Source organism: Campylobacter sp., assembly GCF_052170435.1.
Classification (GTDB): Bacteria; Campylobacterota; Campylobacteria; order Campylobacterales; family Campylobacteraceae; genus Campylobacter_A.
Window position 1 is genome coordinate 23812 of record NZ_JBQNAN010000015.1, and the last position, 17132, is coordinate 40943.

Here is a 17132-nt window from a genome sequence, read left to right on the forward strand (position 1 = left end):
CTTCGTCGCCGTTTTGTCCGTAAATTTAGGCGCGTCCGTCCAAAAGTTCGCGCACGACCTCTTTGTCACTAAACGGATATTTTACGCCCTTGATCTCCTGATATGTTTCGTCGCCCTTGCCTAAAATCACCAAAATTTCATCCCGTGCGAGGCTTTCAAGCGCGTATTTTATCGCCTCTTTGCGGTTTGATATGCATTTTACGCGCTCGTTCATCTCTAGGCCGTCGCAGATCTCGGCGATGATGCTTTCAGGCTCTTCGCTGCGGGGGTTGTCGCTGGTGACGACGAGTCTGTGCGCATATTTTTGCGCTATCGCGCCCATTTTTGGGCGTTTGGTGCGGTCTCTATCGCCGCCTGCGCCAAAAACTGCGACGATCTTGCGATGACGCAGCGCGTTTAGCACCTTTTCGATGCCGTCAGGCGTATGCGCAAAGTCCACGATCACAAGCGGTTCGCGACTCACAACCTCCATACGCCCCTCGACGCCGTCAAATTTCGACGCCGCGAGCGCGATCTGCTCTAGCGGCCTATCCGTCAGCGTCGCAACGCAAGAGACGGCCGCGATGAGGTTATAGAGGTTAAATTCGCCGTGCAAATTTGAGCTTAGCTCCATCTGGCCGCGCGGAGTCTTTAGCGTCCCGCGGATGCCGCCTTCTAGCGAATACTCGCCTGGCACAAAGTCCGCGTCCGCATGAAGCGCGTAAGTTAGGGCGTTTGCTGGATTAAATTTGATCCCGCCGCGGTCGTCGGCGTTTATGAGCTTTGGTGCGTCATCTGCGAAAAACTCGCTCTTTACGCGCGCGTACTCTTCAAACGTGCCGTGGTAGTCGAGGTGGTCCTGGGTCAAATTCGTAAAAACTTTCATCGCGAAATCCAGGCTCTCGATACGTTTTTGAGAGATGGCATGCGAGCTAACCTCCATAACGAAATACTCGCAGCCGCTCTCACTAGCGGCCTTTAGGTAGCTAAGCGTGCGTAAAATTTCGCTCGTCGTTAGTGCCTTATCATCTATGCGTTCGCCATTTATAAAGGCGCCGCGAGTGCCGCACAGGCCGCATCCGTAGCCTAAATTTAGCAACGTGGCGTAGATCGCCGCCGCGGTCGTAGTCTTGCCGTTAGTGCCAGTGATGCCGATGATTTTGATGTTCTCGTCGACGCCTAGCAGCCGCTTGCACTCGGCTAAATTTATAATTTTTGCGCCCTTTGCTTCGGCGGCGGCTTCAAATTTGGCGTTCGTCGCCGTTTTTACGAAACAGCAACCCGCTTCGCATTCGTTCGAGTTGTCGGTGACGAAGCCCTCTTTAACGTAAATTTTCACTTTCGGCCTTTTTGTTGATTTCGCGAGCCAGTGCGCTTAGCCGTTCGTCGCCGGCAAACATCACGGCCGCGGTCTCGATGTAGTTTAGCCCCATTTCGATGAAGTCGTTTTTGATAAGATTTTGCAAAAACTCGAGAAAATCGTCACGGTTGTCGATCATCACGCGCGTGGAAAACATGATATCCTCGAAGGTGCTTTTAAATCCGCCTCGCCTAACCGCATCCATAAAGTCGGCATAGCTGATGGCGTTTTGCTCCTCAAGGCTCTCGTCGTCGTTAAATTTCGCCTCGAGCGCGCCCAAAATTTCCTCTAGCTCGTCCGGGCTCATACCGAGCTTGTCTTTTAGCTTAAATATCTCAAAAAGCGTCATCGCCTCATCGCGGCGAGTTTTGGCGAGCGAGCAAAGCATAATGAGAAAAAGCAGCTTTTTGTCCGGTTTTTTGTCGTAGGCGAGCGAGAAATAACTCGCGGCAGCGTCAAATTCGCCCTTATTAAACGCTTTTATGCCCACCTTTTTGTAATCAATCAAATTTAATTTCCTCGCCGATAGGGATGTTTACAACCTCTAGCTCGGGGTGGATATCCATGCGAAGCTGGCGCTCGATGCCGTATTTTAGGGTGGTCGAGCTAGCTGCGCAGCCGTGGCAGTGGCCGGTAAGGCGGACGTAAATTTTGCCGTTTTTGATGCCTAATAGCTCCATGCCTCCGCCGTCGTTTTCAAGCATCGGCAAAACCTTTTGCAGGCTGGCTTTTACGGGCTTTAGAAGCTCTTCGTCGGTAAATGGGATCATTTTTAACCTTTTAAATTTTTGAGATATTATAGCAGATAAAATTTTAAATACGCTATGAGTTTGGCGTTTTGGCCGCTATTTTTGACCTAGATAAATTTGGAGCTTTAAGCGATTCTGCGTGCGAATGGGGCAAATTTAAAAAACACTAGTAATGGTTGAGGGTAAAAAACGGCGATAATAAAAAGAATACAGCGTGCAATATAAAGCTCAAAATAGTTATACGCGGTCGTTGTGTATTCTCAAACTACTTTCAGATACTACAAATTCGGTACATTAGGCTTGTCGTGCAATCAAATCTTTTAGAAGGTAAATTTATGCGTAGAATTGCATAAAATTTAGAATAAAAGTCGCCACAAATTTTAGCATCTTCTGCCCGTATTCAAAATTGCAAACAATGCAGCAGGCGAGCAAATAAATTTAATTAAGATGAAAAACTAGAGAAAGTTTCAAGATAATTGAAGTGGATAAATTTAAGAGGAAAAAGAGAGCCGAAGCTCTCTAAAAATTATTCTTTGATTAGCTCGATATAAGCCATCTCAGCAGCATCGCCTCGGCGAACGCGAGTCTTAACGATGCGCGTATATCCGCCGTTTTTGCCTACGAATTTTGGAGCAAGTTCAGTTACTAGCTTGTTCGTAGTTTCTTTATCCTGCAAGCTAGCAAAAACCGCTCTGTGAGCGTTGCTGTCGCCTTTTCTCGCTCTAGTGATTAGCTTTTCGATATAGCTTCTTAACTCTTTTGCCTTAGGCAAGGTCGTCTCTATCTTTTCGCTTTTGATGATAGCGATAGCTAAGTTTTTAAGTAGAGCCGAGCGGTGAGCCGACGTCCTACCTAGTTTTCTGTATCCGTGACCGTGTCTCATTTATCTTCCTTTTACTCTTTTGCACTCATTTGTGATTTTAGGTCGGCGATTTTTTTCTTAAGTTGCTCTTTGCCGCCGCCTAGGTCGCCGCCGACCGGATATCCGATCTCTTGCATAACAGCCTTAATCTCTTCGAGAGATTTTTTACCTAAATTTTTAAGCTCTTTTAGCTCATTTTCATCCATCAAAGCAAGCTCACCGATAAATCTAATCTCGGCTTTATCAAGGCAGTTAAAGCTTCTGGCGCTCAAATTTAACTCTTCTACGCTTTGAAGTAGTTTCGCATGCTCGCTGCCAGAAGTTTGAGCGTTTAGGCCTGCCGAAACGTCGATATTTAAAACGCCTTTAAACACCGACATCTGCTGATACATCGCCTCGATCGCGTGTTTAAACGCCTCGATCGCGCCCACTTGTCCGTCCGTCGTAACCGTGAAAATAATCTTCTCATAGTCGGGATTGTCCTCGACTAGAACATTTACTAGCTCGTAAACGGCTTTTTTAACGGGCGTAAAGAACGCGTCAAGAGCTATATAGCCCTCTTCGGTGTTATCTCTTATCTCTTCGCTTGGTACGTATCCGATACCTTTTTGGATGATTACGGAAAATTTAAGCTCCGCGTCCTCGTTTATGGTCGCAAGATAGGCGTCCGGATTTACGATATCTACGACATCGCTTTTTAGATCACCGGCTTTTATCTCTTTTGGACCTTTAAACGAATACTCGACCACCTCGCGCTCAGACTCGTTTTTTAGCTTAAAGCGGATGTTTTTTAAATTTATAATAAACTGCGCTACGTCCTCGAGCATGCCTCTCATCGAATCAAATTCGTGAGATACGCCCTCTATCTTGACGCCCGTAGCCGCAAATCCAACCGTGCTGCTATATAAAAGTCGTCTTAGCGGATGAGCCAAAGTGACCGCATAGCCCGTCTCAAACGGATACGCGGTTATTCTGGCGACATTCTCGCTTATACTCTCTACTGAAATTTCGGTAGGCATATAAGCTGATGTGGTAATTTTTCTCATCGTTATACCCCTTATTATTTCGAATAAAGCTCTACTATGAATCTTTCCTCGACAGGAATGACGACTTCTTCCCTTTCCGGAGTTCTTGTGAAAATTCCGAATTTTTTATCTTTTTCTACGTCAACCCAAGCTACTATGCCGGTTTGTGCCGTAAGATCGATCGCGCGAACAATTTGCGGATTGTTTTTAGATTTTTCGATAACCTCTACTTTAGCGCCAGCTTGAACTCTATAAGAAGGAATATCTACTCTCTTGCCGTTTACTAAAATATGTCCGTGAGTAACTAGCTGACGAGCGAAGCGGCGAGTTGTCGCAAAGCCCATTCTGTAAACTACGTTATCTAGTCTTTGCTCCAAAAGCTGCACCAAAAGCGCACCGGTATTTCCTTCGCGGCGAGCAGCCTCTTGGAATAAGCGGCGGAATTGCTTCTCGCTAATGCCGTACATAAATTTAGCTTTTTGTTTTTCGCGAAGCTGCAAGCCGTATTCGCTTATCTTGCTTCTTCTTTGTCCGTGTTGTCCCGGAGCGTAAGGTCTTTTGTCAAGCGCGCTCTTACCTGCCAAGCGACGCTCGCCCTTTAGCGCCAAACTAACGCCGAGTCTTCTTTCTAATTTTTCAACGGGTCCTCTATATCTAGCCATAATAATTCTCCTAAATTTCTAATTATACGCGGCGGCGTTTCGGCGGTCTGCAACCATTATGCGGAAGCGGAGTTATATCTTTTAAAAACGTTACTTTTATACCCTCTACCGCGCCTACGCTCTTGACTGCGGTCTCTCTACCACTGCCAGGACCTTGTACTTTGATGCCTACTTCTTTTATACCGTGCTCTTTTGCTTTTGTTAGAGCATCTTCTACCGCTTGTTGGGCTGCATAAGGAGTTGACTTTTTACTTCCTTTAAAGCCTAGTCCGCCAGCACTGCTCCAAGCGATAGCATTTCCCATCTCATCGGTAACCGTTACCATAGTGTTGTTAAAAGTTGCGCTTATATAAACGATACCTTTAGCGATACTTTTTCTTACAATTTTCTTTTTAACTACTTTTCTTTTTGCCATCGCTTATCCTTATTTCGTTGCAGCGCCGACTGTTTTGCGCTTGCCTTTTCTAGTTCTAGCGTTTGTTTTAGTCTTTTGACCGCGCACCGGAAGACCTTTTCTATGTCTTAGACCGCGGTAGCTTCCTAGGTCCATAAGAGCCTTGATGTCCATAGCGACGCTTTTTCTAAGGTCGCCTTCCACCACGTGGTTCTCTTGGATCTCTTTGCGGATAGCCGCAGCTTCGTCTTCGGTTAGATCGTTTACTCTTTTATCGTAAGAAATTTTGGTAGCATCCAAAATTTGACGAGATTTGTGAAGACCGATACCGTAAATATAGGTCAAACCGTATTCGATTCTCTTTTTCTTTGGTAAATCCACACCTGCGATACGTGCCATGCTTTATCCTTGTCTTTGTTTATGTTTTGGATTTTCGCAGATTATGCGAACAACGCCTTGGCGCTTGACAATTTTGCACTTGTCACACATCTTCTTTACAGAAGGACGAACTTTCATTCTAGTCTCCTAAAAATTTATTCCACTTTTAGGCTGCATCAGGTTTAACGAAATTTTAAACCAACTATTTTCAAAACAAGTGGTGGGCTTTGAAAACAATTCTTCATACAGCAATTTGTCGCAAAGGGCTGAGTATAGCCAAATTTAGCTTTTAATTTACTTATGTCGGTAAATTATCCTACCCTTATCCAGACTGTAAGGCGTTAGTTCCACCTTTACGCGGTCTCCAGGCATTATTTTTATATAATGCATCCTCATCTTGCCCGCAATATGACACAAAATCACGTGTTTGTTGTCGAGCTCAACCTTAAACGTCGCGTTTGGCAGCGCCTCGATGACGTTGCCGTCGATCTCTATGACGTCGTCTTTTGCCACTTAACTCCTTTTTGTTAAATTTACTTTCGCCGCTCGGCGGAAGTTTGAAATTAAAATTTTAACTCACCACAAATTAAAATTTTAAAATTTACAAGTCGCGCGAACGATTTGTAAATTTTAAAATTTTACGCTAGGCTTAAAATCTCCGCACGTCCGTTAATGACTGCCATGCAGTGCTCATAGTGGCTGGTTCTTAGCCCGTCTTTGCTAGTTACTTTCCATTTGTCGTGACCAATCACTGGAGTGCCGTCTTTTTGGCATATCATCGGCTCCACGCAAAACACCATTCCGTTCTTGATTTTTGGCCCAGATTTTGGACTGCCGCCCTCTAAATAATTTAAAATTTGCGGATCTTCGTGCGGGCGTCTACCGATGCCGTGACCGCAAAATCCAGTTAACGGAACGAATCCGCGAGCTCTTATAAATTTCTCGATTTCAAAACTAAGCTCTTTAAAGTGCATTCCCGCTTTTACGGTATCTATCGCAAAATATAACGCGTCTTTGGCGCAAGCGATCAGTTTTTCGTCCTCACGCGAAATTTGACCAACACCCCAAGTCCTAGCCGAGTCGCCAAAATATCCGCTCAAATTTGAGCCGATATCGACGCTTACAATGTCGCCTTCTTGCAGTTTGTATTCGTTTGGGATGCCGTGGATGACTACTTCGTTTACGCTGATGCAAGCGGCGTTTGGAAAGCCGTAAAGCCCCTTAAACGCGGGCTTTGCACCTGCAGCTCTTATCATATCGTCGCAAATTTTATCTATTTCGAGTAGCGAAATGCCGGGCTTGATCACGCTTTCTACGTAGTCGAGGGTTTGAGCGACGATTTTATTCGCCGCTCGCATCTTCTCTATGTCGTTTGGCTGCATAATGGTTATAGCCATTACAAGCCTACCGCGCTTAGAGTTTGATATTTATTCATATAAATTTGAGCTTCTATCCTTCGCATCGTATCAAGCGCGACGGAAACCACGATCAGTACCGACGTACCGCCGAAATAAAACGGAACGCCCATAAATTTAACGAGCACCCAAGGCAGCGTCGAGATAAGCCCGAGATAGATCGCGCCGCTAAAAGTTAGCCTCGATGCGACTTCGTTTAGATACCCGGCCGTACCCTCGCCCGGTCTAATACCCGGGATAAATCCGCCCTGCCTTTTTAAATTTTCGCTGATATCTTTTGCGTTAAACGCGATCGAGGCGTAAAAATACGCAAAAAATACGACCAGCAAGAATGTTAAAAAGTTGAAAAAATAGCTATTTGGATTTAAAAAATCGTGAATAGCTTGGATGTAAGGATTTGTGCTGGCCTGCAAAATGGTGCTTGGGAACATCAAAATCGCACTGGCGAAAATCGGAGGAATAACGCCGCTTAAATTTACCTTGATAGGTATATAGTTCATAATGCGTTTGTTTTGATTTTCCATCACTACCTTACGCGAATAGCTCACCGGTACGCGTCTCTCGCCCATCTCGACGTAGATAACTACGCCTACCGTGACCAAGATAACAAGCAAAATTCCGATAACCACGAGGAAGTTCATCTCGCCCGTATTTACCAAATTTACCGTTCCGCCGATAGCTGAAGGTATGCCGCTAACGATACCAGCGAAGATAATAAGGCTGATGCCGTTGCCGATACCGCGCTGAGTGATCTGCTCGCCTATCCACATCAAAAGCATAGTTCCCGTTAGCATCGAAGCCGCTGCGATGGCGATAAATAAATTCATATCTATCATTATTGCGTCCTCTCCGCCTCTACCGTGAAGACTCTGAAGCCCCATACTGACGCCCACTGCTTGAACAAGCGTGATACCGATAGTGGCATAACGGATAATCTGCATATATTTTTGCATGCCGTCGCGGTCTTTTTTCATCTTGCCCAAATTTGGGAAAGTAGCCGCTAAAAGCTCCATGATGATAGATGCTGTGATGTATGGCATAATGCCTAGAGAGATGATGCTGAGGCGCTCTGCGGCCTTACCGCTGAACATATTAAATAGTCCAAGCGCATTTGCGGAATTTGAATCGAAAAACTCTTTAATAACATTGACGTTTACGCCAGGAACCGGCACGTATGCCAGTATCCTGTAAGCAAATAAAAATGCCAACGTGATTAAAATCTTGTTGGTCAATGTCTTATTCATTACGCACGTCCGCTAACGGTTACGTTCTCGTCTTTGATTTTCGAAGCCAAATCTTTCGCGCTCACTCCGATCAATTTGATTTTCTTGACGCTGCTTGAAATTTTGTGTACGGTAGCGATAGTAGCGATAGTGATCTCGCTTAGCTCTTTTACCGCAACGATTTTTTCTACGTTGATTACGTAAGGTTTTTCAAATTTAGAAGCGAAGCCTACTTTCGGAAGGCGTCTTTGAAGCGGCTGCTGACCGCCCTCGAAGCCTCTTTTCTCATTGTAGCCTTTTCTAGCTCTTTGACCTTTGTGTCCTTTACCAGCAGTTTTACCTTGACCGCTACCTTGACCGCGACCTAGTCTTTTGATTTGTCTAGTCGAGCCCTCGGCAGGTTTTAAATTTTCTAGTCCCATATCTTCTCCTTAGCCTTTAAGCATACTTAGCGCTTTTAAAGTAGCGCGAACGACGTTTGCCGAATTGTTTGAGCCAAGCGATTTTGTTAGGATGTCCTTGATGCCCGCAAGCTCTAGAATAGGACGAGCACTACCGCCCGCGATCACGCCCGTACCTTCGCTAGCAGGGCGAAGCAAAACGCGGCTAGCGTTAAATTTAACCTCTACGTCGTGAGGTATAGTCGAGCCTTTTCTTTTTACCTCGATGATGTTTTTAAACGCATCGTCTACGGCTTTTCTCATAGCGTCCGGCACCTCTTTTGCTTTACCGAAGCCAAAGCCCACTAGGCCGTTTCTGTTTCCTACTACGACAAGAGCCGTAAATCTAAATCTACGACCGCCTTTTACGACCTTTGTAACGCGGCCGATATCAACCATTACTTCTTCGAATTCTTCTCTGTTATATTTTTCCATAGCGATTTTCCTTATAGTTTGATACCGTTTTCACGTAATGCGTCTGCAAAAGCCGCTATAACTCCGTGATACAAATAGCCGTTTCTGTCGAATAATGCCGTTTCTATTTTTTTAGCTTTTAGAGTTTTTGCAAATTCTTTAGCCAAAGTTACGGCGCCTTCTTTGTTTGCTTTTACGCCTAGTTTTCTACCGTCTGCCGCCGCTAGAGTTACGGCTGCTACGTCGTCGATAGCTTGGACGTAAAGAGTTCTGTTTGATTTGAAGATAGAAATTCTAGGCAATACCGCAGTGCCGGAAATTTTGGCTCTGATTCTTCTTTTTCTCTTGATTCTAAGAGCGAGTTTTCTTTTTAATACATTTGCTGTCATTATCTATCCCTTACTTCTTAGATGTCTTACCGGCTTTGCGGATGATGCGCTCTTCTACGTATTTAACGCCTTTGCCCTTATACGGTTCAGGCGGTCTATACGCCCTGACTTGAGCCGCGATCTGACCGACCACTTGCTTATCGTCGCCTTTAATAGTGATGATGTTTTTCTCTACGCTGATTTCGACGCCTTTTGGCACTTCGTGATTTATCGGGTGAGAAAATCCTAAAGTAAGCTCAAGCACTTGGCCTTTAGCAGCGGCTTTGTAACCGACGCCGTTGATCTCAAGCTGGCGAACAAAACCTTTTGTGATGCCGATGACGATATTGTTTGCAAGCGCTCTATAAGTGCCCCAGTAGGCTCTATCTTGTCTCTCGTCGCTTTTTGGAGAAAATACTATGTGAGCATCTTCGACTTTGACGTCTACGTGCCCTTTTGTGTCAAGCTCTTTTAAATGAGCGCCTTTTTTAAATTTAAGGACGTTGCCTTCTACGCTGACCTCTACTCCGCTTGGAATAGCTATCGGCTGTTTTCCTATACGTGACATTTTTTTCCTTTTTTACTTGTCTAGGGTATGTCTACTTTTACGAATGGATACCGCAATACCATAAAAATAGAAATGAATCGAAGCGATAAAAACCGCTTCAAACACTTTAATTTTCTCGTCAAATTTGACTTGTTTCTTGGAGTTACTTTCCAAAAAATTTAACGTTAAATTTGACATCGTCGTTTTTAAATTTAGCTTTGGCAAATTTGGATAAATTTGCAAGCCGAGCTAAATTTGGGAAGCTTTTTAAATTTAAACTTCCGATTTTAAATTTTATAAATTTGACGGCGGAAGTTTTTCGTAAATTTTATAAACTACGAAAACATACCGAGTCAAATTTCGTTTCAAAAATGCAAAAACGATGTCGCAGTTGCAAATACAACAAGCCTATCGTTTAAGCTTTATTTCAAGGTAATCCAAAAACGCTACCCCGTAGCGTTTTAGACAATTACCACACAGAGCAGAGGATTTCGCCGCCTACGCCAGCTTTATGAGCGTCTTCGTTACTCAAAACGCCTTTGCTGGTGCTAACGATGATCGTTCCGTAGCCGTTTTTAAATCTCTTGATCTCGTCTTTTCCCTTATAAACGCGGCGACCCGGGCTTGATACGCGCTTAAGCTCGTTAATCACGCTTCTGCCGTGCTCGTCGTATTTTAAAACTACGTTTATAAATTTCTTTTTATCTTCTTCTACGACGTTGTAGCTCTCGATATAGCCTTTAGCCGCAAGGATAGATAAAGTAGCCTCGACGACGTTTGAATGAAGAAGCTTCGTAGTTTCGAGTCTTCTCATTGCGGCGTTTCTAATGCGAGTTAGTCCGTCTGAAATTAAGTCGTTTAACATTTCTCTTCCTTACCAGCTTGCTTTTTTTAGACCCGGGATTAGTCCCTCGTTAGCCATTTTTCTTAGGCATACGCGGCAAATTCCAAAATCTTTATAAACCGAATGCGGACGTCCGCAAATTTGGCATCTCGTATAGCCGCGAACCGTAAATTTAGGCTTTCTGGCAGCCTTTGCTATCATTGATTTTTTTGCCATATTACTTTCCTTTCGCAAACGGCAAACCAAATAGCTCAAGCAATTTGAATGCCTCTTTGTCGCTGTTTGTCGTCGTGACTATAACTATATTCATACCGTGAGTGCGTAAAATCTTATCGTACTCGACCTCCGGGAACATTAGCTGCTCGTTAAGACCGAAGTTGTAGTTTCCGCGTCCGTCAAAGCCGTCTTTTGGAAGACCTCTAAAGTCCTTAACTCTCGGTAGCGCGATAGAGATTAGTTTATCTAAAAATGCAAACATATTCTCTTTTCTAAGCGTTACTTTTACGCCGACGGGAAATCCCTCGCGCACTTTAAAGCCCGCAACCGATTTTTTAGCATCGGTAACTACGGCTTTTTGTCCTGCGATTAGCGAGATAGTATCGGCGATGTTTTGAAGTTGCTTTTGATCTTTAGCCGATTCGCCAGCACCTACGCTTATCACGATCTTTTCGATCGCAGGGATTAGCATAGGATTTTTGATGTCGAATTCTTTAGCCAAAGCAGGCTTTACGACCTCGTTATATTTAGCTTTTAATCTATTCATTTTCAGCCCTCAACTTTTGCAACGTTTGAGATATCAATAGGCATCTCTTTATTGATAAAGCCGCCGTTTGGGGTTTTTTCGCTAGGTTTTATAGCTTTTTTAGCTACCTTGCAGCCCTCGACGATGACTTGTCCTTTTTTGGCTAGGACGGATAAAATTTTACCTGTTTTACCCTTGTCGTCGCCTGCGATGATCTTAACGGTATCGCCTTTTCTTACTTTAAATTTAACGTTAGCCATTATAACACCTCCGGAGCAAGCGAAACGATTTTCATAAAGTTAGCGTATCTAACCTCACGGCCGACCGGTCCAAAGATACGAGTACCGATAGGCTCGCGTTTGTTATCTAGGATGACGGCTGCGTTTTCGTCGAAGCGGATTAGCGAGCCGTTATCTCTTTGAACCTCTTTTTTAGTTCTAACGACGACTGCTTTTACCACTTGACCTTTTTTGATCTTACCGTTTGGAAGCGCCTTTTTAACCGAGCAGATGATAACGTCGCCAAGCGTCGCGTATCTTCTCTTGCTGCCGCCCAAAACTTTAATGCACATTAGCTCTTTCGCACCGCTATTATCGGCGACCGTAAGCCTCGTAAAAGATTGTATCATTACTCAACCCCCGTCGCTAAAATAGTCTTTAAGCGGAAAGATTTTCTCGCGCTTAGCGGTCTGCATTCGATAGCTACGACAGTATCGCCCGCTTTAGTTTCGTTCTTTTCGTCGTGAATCATATATTTTTTAAAGCGTTTTACGAATTTGTGGTATCTTGGGTGCATAACGCGTCTCTCAACCAAAATCGTAGCCGTCTTATCGCCGGCCTTTTGTAAAACGACACCTTGAATTTCTCTTTTTAATGCCATTTCTCACCCCTTACTTTGAAGCGCTAATTGCAGTGTTGATTTGCGCTATTTCCTTGCGGACGGCGCGAATCTCGTTAGGGTTGCTTAGCTGCATGGTTTTTAGCTTTTGTCTTAAAGTAAATAAAAGCACCTTTTTCTCTTTCAATAACGCGTTAAGTTCTGCAACGCTTTTGTCTTTAATATCAGTATATTTCATTTTCACTCTCTCGCGTTACGATTTTAGTCTTAAACGGAAGTTTGTGGATGGCTAGAGTTAGAGCTTCGCGCGCTAATTCCTCATCTACACCCGCCATTTCGACTATTATACGACCTGGTTTTATATTCATAACCCACTCTTCGACTCCGGCTTTACCTTTACCCATACGAGTTTGTAGAGGTTTTTTGGTTAGCGGCTTATCTGGAAAAACTCTGATCCAAGTTTTAGCCTGGCGTTTTACGTGGCGGGTTAGAGCCACACGAGCCGCTTCGATCTGGCGCGAATTTACGCGGCCTGCTTCTATGGCTTTGATTCCGATCTCGCCCATAGCAAGATCAGCGCCGCGAGTAGCTTTACCGCGGTTTCTGCCTTTCATCTGTTTGCGAAATTTAGTTCGTTTTGGCATCAACATGATTATTTACCTCTTCTTGCTCTGCGCGGTTTTTTATCGGCTTTTTCTTCTTCGTTCTTTTCAGGTTGAACGCCTTTTTGAAGAACCTCGCCTTTAAATATCCACACTTTTATACCTATGTTTCCATAAGTCGTATGCGCTTCGGCAACGCCGTAATCGATCTTAGCTCTTAGAGTATGAAGCGGAACGCGACCCTCTAAGTACCACTCGGTTCTAGCGATCTCAGCGCCGCCAAGACGTCCTGCAACTGAAATTTTGATACCTTTAGCGCCTGATTTTTGAGCGCCTTGGATAACTTTTTTCATCGCGCGTCTAAAAGCAACGCGTTTTTCAAGCTGCATTGCTACGTTTTCCGCAGCTAGCTGAGCCGAAGCTTGAGCTTTTCTTTCTTCTTTGATATTTACGTTTACTTCTTTGTTGATCAGCTTTTGGATATCCTCTTTAAGCTTCTCTACGTCAGAGCCCTTTTTACCGATGATAATACCGGGGCGAGCTGCTACGACGGTTACGCGAATTTTCTTAGCGGTTCTCTCGATCAAAATTTGAGAAACGCCCGCGTAGTAAAGTTTCTTTTTCAAGAAAGCGCGAATTTTGTAGTCTTCGCCGATATTTTCAGCCAAAGTTCCTTTAGCAGGAAACCATCTTGACTCCCAGTTGCGGTTTATTCCTAGTCTTAGACCTATCGGATTTACTTTCTGACCCATATTACGCTTCCTTCTTTTCAGGTTTAGATACTTCTACTAAGATATGAGAAGTCGGTTTGCGGATTCTGCTTGCGCTTCCTCTCGCTCGCGGTCTAAATCTTTTTAATACTGGGCCCGCATCCACGCGGCAGCTTGTTACGATAACCTCTTCAGGCTCGAATCCGCCGTTAGCTACCGCAGAGCTGATAGCCGTAGCGATAAATTTTGCGCCGCGGTTTGGCATAAAACTAAGGCTGGCTAGCGCAAATTCTGCGTTCATGCCTTGTACTTCTCTTGCGATTAGTCTGGCTTTAGTCGGAGATAATCTTACGAATTTAATAATTGATTTGCTCATCTTATCCCCTTACTTACCGATTTTCTTTTGCACTGAGCCTTTGTGACCCTTAAATGTGCGCGTAGGAGCAAATTCGCCTAGTTTATATCCGATGTGGTTTTCCGTAACGTATACTGGAATGAAGCTCTTGCCGTTATGAACGTTAAACGTTAGGCCTATCATTTCAGGCACTATCGTGCTGCGTCTAGACCATGTTTTTATCGGCTTGTTGTCATTAGCTTTTTTAGCGGCAACGACTTTTTTCATTACATGCTCATCGACAAAAGGTCCTTTTTTGAGTGATCTTGCCATCTCTATTTACCTTTCCTTCTTGAAATTATAAGCTTATCGCTAGCCTTTTTGCGGCGAGTCTTAGCACCTTTGGTCGGTTTACCCCATGGAGTAACAGGATGACGGCCTGAGTTTTTCTTGCCCTCACCACCGCCGTGCGGGTGATCTACCGGGTTCATCGCAGAACCGCGAGTTTGAGGACGGATACCTCTGTGGCGGTTACGTCCGGCTTTACCGATAGTTACGTTCGCCCAATCTTCGTTACCTACTACGCCGATACTAGCCATGCACTCTGCAAGCACTTGTCTCATCTCGCCGCTTGGCAAGCGAAGCATTACGTATTTTTCCTCTTTACCCATTAGCTGAGCGTAACCGCCGGCTGAACGAGCCATCTGAGCGCCCTTACCCGGCTTTAGCTCCACGTTGTGCACGATAGTGCCCACCGGGATGTTTCTTAGTTTCATCGCATTGCCGGGTTTTATGTCTAGGCCCGCCTCGGCTGCCGCTACGACATCGCCGACGTTTAGTCCGTTTGGTCTGATGATATAGCGTTTTTCGCCGTCTTTATAAGCGATAAGCGCGATGCGGCAGTTTCTGTTCGGATCGTACTCGATAGCTTCGACCTTACCTTCGATACCGAATTTGCGGCGTTTAAAGTCGATGATTCTATAAAGTTTCTTCGCTCCGCCTTCTTTATGTCTGGAAGTTATTCTTCCGTTGCTATTTCTACCGCCACTTACAGGGATCTTTACAAGCAAGCTTCTCACGCTAGGTTTAGCGGTGATATCCTCGCTCGATAAGCCCGTCATAAATCTGCGGCTAGGTGTATAAGGTTTATAGGTTTTTATCGCCATCTTACGCCTCCACATTTTCTAGGCTTGAGCCTTCAGGCAACTTAACGTAAAATTTCTTTATCTCGCTTCGTTGTCCTTCTCTTCCTTTGAAACGCTTAACTTTTCCGTCGATTCTAAGCGAATTTACGCGAAGCGGCGTCACTCCAAAATACTCTTTCAAAATTTCTTTCAGCCTGTTTTTAGTCATCTTAGGCGAAGTTTGTATAACGACCACGCCTTGCTCTTGAAGACCGAGAGTTTTTTCCGTATATAAAATCGTTTTGATATCAGTTATATCTGCCATTTCAGCCCTCTTTTATTATAGTTTCAAGTGCGGCCTTCTCGATAACGACGGCACCGTAAGTCGCCACTAAATAAGCGTTTATCTCGCTCGCATCGATTAGATAGCAGTTTGATAGATTTCTAAACGCCAATAGCGTGTTGTCGTCAAGCAGATCTTTTACGACCAAAGCGTCTCTCAAATTTAACGCGCTGATTACTTTAGCAGCGTCTTTAGTCTTACCGCTTGCGATCTCTATGCTATCTACCGCGAAAATTTTACCCGCGTTAGCTTTTTCGTTTAGCGCGAACTCAAGCGCCAATCTTTTTTGCTTTTTATTGACCTTTTGGAAATAGTTTCGCTCGTTGCTCGGACCAAACGCCACTGCGCCGCCTACCCAGACGTTAGTTCTGGTTGAGCCCGCTCTAGCGCCGCCGCGACCTTTTTGTCTCCACGGTTTTTTACCGCCGCCGCTTACGAAAGCTCTGGTTTTGGTGTGAGCCGAATTTGAACGCATACCGGACAAATAAGACTTAACGTAAAGATATAGGTTGTGCGGGTTGATCTGGGCGTAATTAGCCGGTAGATCAAGCTCGCTAGCTTTTTCAAATTTTTCGTTTAATACGCAAACTTTACTCATTTTACTATCCTTATTCTGCCCATTGCGCCGTTATAGCCAGCGACGCTGCCTTTTAAAACCAAAATTCCGTTTTCGGCGTCAAAGCTTACGATCTCGTTTTTAACGGTAACTTTTTCGTTTCCGGTGTGTCCGGCCATTTTCATACCAGGCTGAACGCGTCCCGGCCACTCGCGGTTACCGATAGAGCCGTGTCTTTTGTGGAAGCGAGAACCGTGACTTTTCGGACCGCCGCCAAAGCCGTGTCTTTTCACGACGCCTTGATAGCCTTTACCTTTTGAGCTGAAGCTAACTTTTAAAATTTTAGCCGAGCTAAGCGGACTAAAATCAAGATCGCCTGCCTCTTTATTGGCGACTTCTAGGGTTGCGAATTTATTAAATTCCGCCGTTAGGCTATATTTTTTTTGCTGACCCTCTATGGCTTTATTTTTTGCTTTACCTTTAGCATAAGCTACTATCGCGCTGCCGCATTCGCTCACTTCGCAAACTTTAGCGTTTACAACCTTTAGAAGCGTAACGGGGATGCTTGGGTTGTTTACCGTTCTGCTCATGCCTATTTTTTCTACGATATATTCCATCTTTCACCTCGCCTTTATTTGCCCATCGCGCGGACTTCGACGTTAACCTCAGGGGCTAAGTCAAGCTTTGTTAGCGAGTCGACGGTATCGGGCGTAGCCGCTACGATATCTAGCATTCTAGCGTGAATTCTCATTTCAAACTGCTCGCGTGAGTCTTTGTTGATGTGTGGTGATTTTAAGACCGTGTAGCGTTTGATCTTCGTAGGCATCGGCACCGGACCTCTGACGTCGGCGCCCGTTCGTTTGACAGCTTCTACTATGGCTGCAACTGTGCGGTCGAGAACTCTATGGTCATAAGCTTTAAGCTTAAGCCTGATTCTTTCCATATTTCTTTCCTTTGAATAGAACTTGTCGCAAACATACGACACTTCTTACTTATGTAAGAGACTCGGATTTTATCCAAATGGCTTTTTAATGTCAATATTTTGAGCGAATTTAATGAAATTTAATAGATTTATTTCCTTTTTATAAGGAAGTTTTTGTAAATTTGGCTGGAAATTTCAAGCGAAATATTTAAATTTGATTTTGGATAAATTTGAGCGGGTTTATTTGGGCGCAAATTTGGTTAGGATAAAATTTGCCCGCTTTTTTCTAGCTCAAATTTAAC

At 44.5% G+C, this 17132-nt stretch carries 32 protein-coding genes; all 32 read right to left on the bottom strand.

From position 1 onward, the window contains the following. Nucleotides 1–25 precede the first annotated feature (25 nt). The 32 genes from ACTTJF_RS07000 to rpsJ all read right to left on the bottom strand — a co-directional run bounded on the left by ACTTJF_RS07000 (nucleotide 26) and on the right by rpsJ (nucleotide 16851). Nucleotides 26–1318, bottom strand: a complete 1293-nt coding sequence (locus ACTTJF_RS07000) for a UDP-N-acetylmuramoyl-L-alanyl-D-glutamate--2,6-diaminopimelate ligase (protein ID WP_442551347.1) — start codon at nucleotides 1316–1318, stop codon at nucleotides 26–28. After that, complete coding sequence (locus tag ACTTJF_RS07005; RefSeq protein ID WP_442551348.1) at nucleotides 1302–1847, bottom strand: histidine kinase; 546 nt, start codon at nucleotides 1845–1847, stop codon at nucleotides 1302–1304. Before ACTTJF_RS07005 ends, ACTTJF_RS07000 begins: the two co-directional genes overlap by 17 nt. Continuing rightward, nucleotides 1840–2109, bottom strand: coding sequence for a NifU family protein (locus tag ACTTJF_RS07010; RefSeq protein ID WP_442551349.1), 270 nt, complete (start codon nucleotides 2107–2109; stop codon nucleotides 1840–1842). The genes ACTTJF_RS07005 and ACTTJF_RS07010 overlap by 8 nt, the downstream gene beginning before the upstream one ends. A gap of 505 nt (nucleotides 2110–2614) precedes the next feature. Then, nucleotides 2615–2971 (bottom strand): 50S ribosomal protein L17, encoded by a 357-nt coding sequence (rplQ, locus tag ACTTJF_RS07015; RefSeq protein ID WP_002943070.1) that lies wholly within the window; start codon nucleotides 2969–2971, stop codon nucleotides 2615–2617. Nucleotides 2972–2982: 11 nt separating this feature from the next. Beyond that, nucleotides 2983–3996 (bottom strand): DNA-directed RNA polymerase subunit alpha, encoded by a 1014-nt coding sequence (locus ACTTJF_RS07020; protein WP_314179213.1) that lies wholly within the window; start codon nucleotides 3994–3996, stop codon nucleotides 2983–2985. 14 nt (nucleotides 3997–4010) lie between these two features. Continuing rightward, nucleotides 4011–4637, bottom strand: coding sequence for a 30S ribosomal protein S4 (gene rpsD / locus ACTTJF_RS07025; RefSeq protein WP_002943554.1), 627 nt, complete (start codon nucleotides 4635–4637; stop codon nucleotides 4011–4013). A 22-nt stretch (nucleotides 4638–4659) separates the two neighbouring features. Further along, the gene (rpsK, locus tag ACTTJF_RS07030) at nucleotides 4660–5052 is read right to left on the bottom strand and encodes a 30S ribosomal protein S11 (protein WP_002947090.1); all 393 of its coding nucleotides are present in this window, start codon (nucleotides 5050–5052) and stop codon (nucleotides 4660–4662) included. Nucleotides 5053–5061: 9 nt separating this feature from the next. Further along, on the bottom strand, nucleotides 5062–5430 hold the full coding sequence (rpsM, locus tag ACTTJF_RS07035; RefSeq protein ID WP_002943382.1) for a 30S ribosomal protein S13: 369 nt from the start codon (nucleotides 5428–5430) through the stop codon (nucleotides 5062–5064). A gap of 3 nt (nucleotides 5431–5433) precedes the next feature. Continuing rightward, the gene (rpmJ, locus tag ACTTJF_RS07040; RefSeq protein WP_002947091.1) at nucleotides 5434–5547 is read right to left on the bottom strand and encodes a 50S ribosomal protein L36; all 114 of its coding nucleotides are present in this window, start codon (nucleotides 5545–5547) and stop codon (nucleotides 5434–5436) included. Nucleotides 5548–5703: 156 nt separating this feature from the next. Further along, nucleotides 5704–5922 carry a translation initiation factor IF-1 gene (infA, locus tag ACTTJF_RS07045; protein ID WP_002943098.1) on the bottom strand — a complete coding sequence of 73 codons (219 nt, stop codon included), beginning with the start codon at nucleotides 5920–5922 and terminating at the stop codon, nucleotides 5704–5706. A gap of 125 nt (nucleotides 5923–6047) precedes the next feature. Continuing rightward, complete coding sequence (map, locus tag ACTTJF_RS07050) at nucleotides 6048–6806, bottom strand: type I methionyl aminopeptidase (RefSeq protein ID WP_442551350.1); 759 nt, start codon at nucleotides 6804–6806, stop codon at nucleotides 6048–6050. Next, nucleotides 6806–8068, bottom strand: a complete 1263-nt coding sequence (secY, locus tag ACTTJF_RS07055) for a preprotein translocase subunit SecY (protein WP_442551351.1) — start codon at nucleotides 8066–8068, stop codon at nucleotides 6806–6808. Before secY ends, map begins: the two co-directional genes overlap by 1 nt. Further along, nucleotides 8068–8469, bottom strand: coding sequence for a 50S ribosomal protein L15 (gene rplO / locus ACTTJF_RS07060; RefSeq protein WP_002947096.1), 402 nt, complete (start codon nucleotides 8467–8469; stop codon nucleotides 8068–8070). The genes secY and rplO overlap by 1 nt, the downstream gene beginning before the upstream one ends. Nucleotides 8470–8478: 9 nt before the next feature. Beyond that, on the bottom strand, nucleotides 8479–8922 hold the full coding sequence (gene rpsE / locus ACTTJF_RS07065; RefSeq protein ID WP_002943402.1) for a 30S ribosomal protein S5: 444 nt from the start codon (nucleotides 8920–8922) through the stop codon (nucleotides 8479–8481). Between the two features lie 11 nt (nucleotides 8923–8933). Next, nucleotides 8934–9290, bottom strand: a complete 357-nt coding sequence (gene rplR, locus ACTTJF_RS07070; RefSeq protein WP_295141345.1) for a 50S ribosomal protein L18 — start codon at nucleotides 9288–9290, stop codon at nucleotides 8934–8936. A 10-nt stretch (nucleotides 9291–9300) separates the two neighbouring features. Further along, entirely contained in the window at nucleotides 9301–9837 is a 537-nt protein-coding gene (rplF, locus tag ACTTJF_RS07075) for a 50S ribosomal protein L6 (RefSeq protein WP_002943347.1), read from the bottom strand. 448 nt (nucleotides 9838–10285) lie between these two features. Next, nucleotides 10286–10681 carry a 30S ribosomal protein S8 gene (gene rpsH, locus ACTTJF_RS07080; protein ID WP_002943159.1) on the bottom strand — a complete coding sequence of 132 codons (396 nt, stop codon included), beginning with the start codon at nucleotides 10679–10681 and terminating at the stop codon, nucleotides 10286–10288. Between the two features lie 9 nt (nucleotides 10682–10690). Continuing rightward, complete coding sequence (locus tag ACTTJF_RS07085; RefSeq protein WP_002943090.1) at nucleotides 10691–10876, bottom strand: type Z 30S ribosomal protein S14; 186 nt, start codon at nucleotides 10874–10876, stop codon at nucleotides 10691–10693. Between the two features lies 1 nt (nucleotide 10877). Continuing rightward, nucleotides 10878–11423 (bottom strand): 50S ribosomal protein L5, encoded by a 546-nt coding sequence (gene rplE, locus ACTTJF_RS07090; RefSeq protein ID WP_002947103.1) that lies wholly within the window; start codon nucleotides 11421–11423, stop codon nucleotides 10878–10880. Between the two features lie 2 nt (nucleotides 11424–11425). Further along, nucleotides 11426–11662 carry a 50S ribosomal protein L24 gene (gene rplX, locus ACTTJF_RS07095; RefSeq protein WP_442551352.1) on the bottom strand — a complete coding sequence of 79 codons (237 nt, stop codon included), beginning with the start codon at nucleotides 11660–11662 and terminating at the stop codon, nucleotides 11426–11428. Next, the gene (rplN, locus tag ACTTJF_RS07100) at nucleotides 11662–12030 is read right to left on the bottom strand and encodes a 50S ribosomal protein L14 (RefSeq protein ID WP_002947105.1); all 369 of its coding nucleotides are present in this window, start codon (nucleotides 12028–12030) and stop codon (nucleotides 11662–11664) included. The genes rplX and rplN overlap by 1 nt, the downstream gene beginning before the upstream one ends. Then, nucleotides 12030–12281, bottom strand: coding sequence for a 30S ribosomal protein S17 (gene rpsQ, locus ACTTJF_RS07105; protein ID WP_009494830.1), 252 nt, complete (start codon nucleotides 12279–12281; stop codon nucleotides 12030–12032). The genes rplN and rpsQ overlap by 1 nt, the downstream gene beginning before the upstream one ends. Nucleotides 12282–12291: 10 nt before the next feature. Then, complete coding sequence (gene rpmC, locus ACTTJF_RS07110) at nucleotides 12292–12477, bottom strand: 50S ribosomal protein L29 (RefSeq protein WP_124851387.1); 186 nt, start codon at nucleotides 12475–12477, stop codon at nucleotides 12292–12294. Then, complete coding sequence (rplP, locus tag ACTTJF_RS07115) at nucleotides 12464–12889, bottom strand: 50S ribosomal protein L16 (RefSeq protein WP_122867138.1); 426 nt, start codon at nucleotides 12887–12889, stop codon at nucleotides 12464–12466. Before rplP ends, rpmC begins: the two co-directional genes overlap by 14 nt. Before the next feature lie 2 nt (nucleotides 12890–12891). Then, a complete protein-coding gene (gene rpsC / locus ACTTJF_RS07120; protein WP_009494829.1) occupies nucleotides 12892–13593 on the bottom strand; it encodes a 30S ribosomal protein S3 in 702 nt (233 codons plus the stop codon). Nucleotide 13594: 1 nt separating this feature from the next. Further along, a complete protein-coding gene (gene rplV, locus ACTTJF_RS07125; RefSeq protein ID WP_002947114.1) occupies nucleotides 13595–13927 on the bottom strand; it encodes a 50S ribosomal protein L22 in 333 nt (110 codons plus the stop codon). Nucleotides 13928–13936: 9 nt separating this feature from the next. Further along, nucleotides 13937–14218: a 30S ribosomal protein S19 gene (rpsS, locus tag ACTTJF_RS07130; RefSeq protein WP_002947116.1), complete on the bottom strand. Its 282-nt coding sequence runs from the start codon at nucleotides 14216–14218 to the stop codon at nucleotides 13937–13939. A 2-nt stretch (nucleotides 14219–14220) separates the two neighbouring features. Next, nucleotides 14221–15051 (bottom strand): 50S ribosomal protein L2, encoded by an 831-nt coding sequence (gene rplB, locus ACTTJF_RS07135; protein ID WP_122873084.1) that lies wholly within the window; start codon nucleotides 15049–15051, stop codon nucleotides 14221–14223. 1 nt (nucleotide 15052) lies between these two features. Further along, a complete protein-coding gene (locus ACTTJF_RS07140) occupies nucleotides 15053–15334 on the bottom strand; it encodes a 50S ribosomal protein L23 (protein ID WP_002943076.1) in 282 nt (93 codons plus the stop codon). A gap of 1 nt (nucleotide 15335) precedes the next feature. Continuing rightward, nucleotides 15336–15950, bottom strand: a complete 615-nt coding sequence (gene rplD, locus ACTTJF_RS07145) for a 50S ribosomal protein L4 (RefSeq protein ID WP_002953663.1) — start codon at nucleotides 15948–15950, stop codon at nucleotides 15336–15338. Beyond that, nucleotides 15947–16525: a 50S ribosomal protein L3 gene (gene rplC / locus ACTTJF_RS07150; RefSeq protein WP_297936728.1), complete on the bottom strand. Its 579-nt coding sequence runs from the start codon at nucleotides 16523–16525 to the stop codon at nucleotides 15947–15949. Before rplC ends, rplD begins: the two co-directional genes overlap by 4 nt. A gap of 14 nt (nucleotides 16526–16539) precedes the next feature. Beyond that, nucleotides 16540–16851: a 30S ribosomal protein S10 gene (rpsJ, locus tag ACTTJF_RS07155; protein WP_002947121.1), complete on the bottom strand. Its 312-nt coding sequence runs from the start codon at nucleotides 16849–16851 to the stop codon at nucleotides 16540–16542. Between the last annotated feature and the right edge of the window lie 281 nt (nucleotides 16852–17132).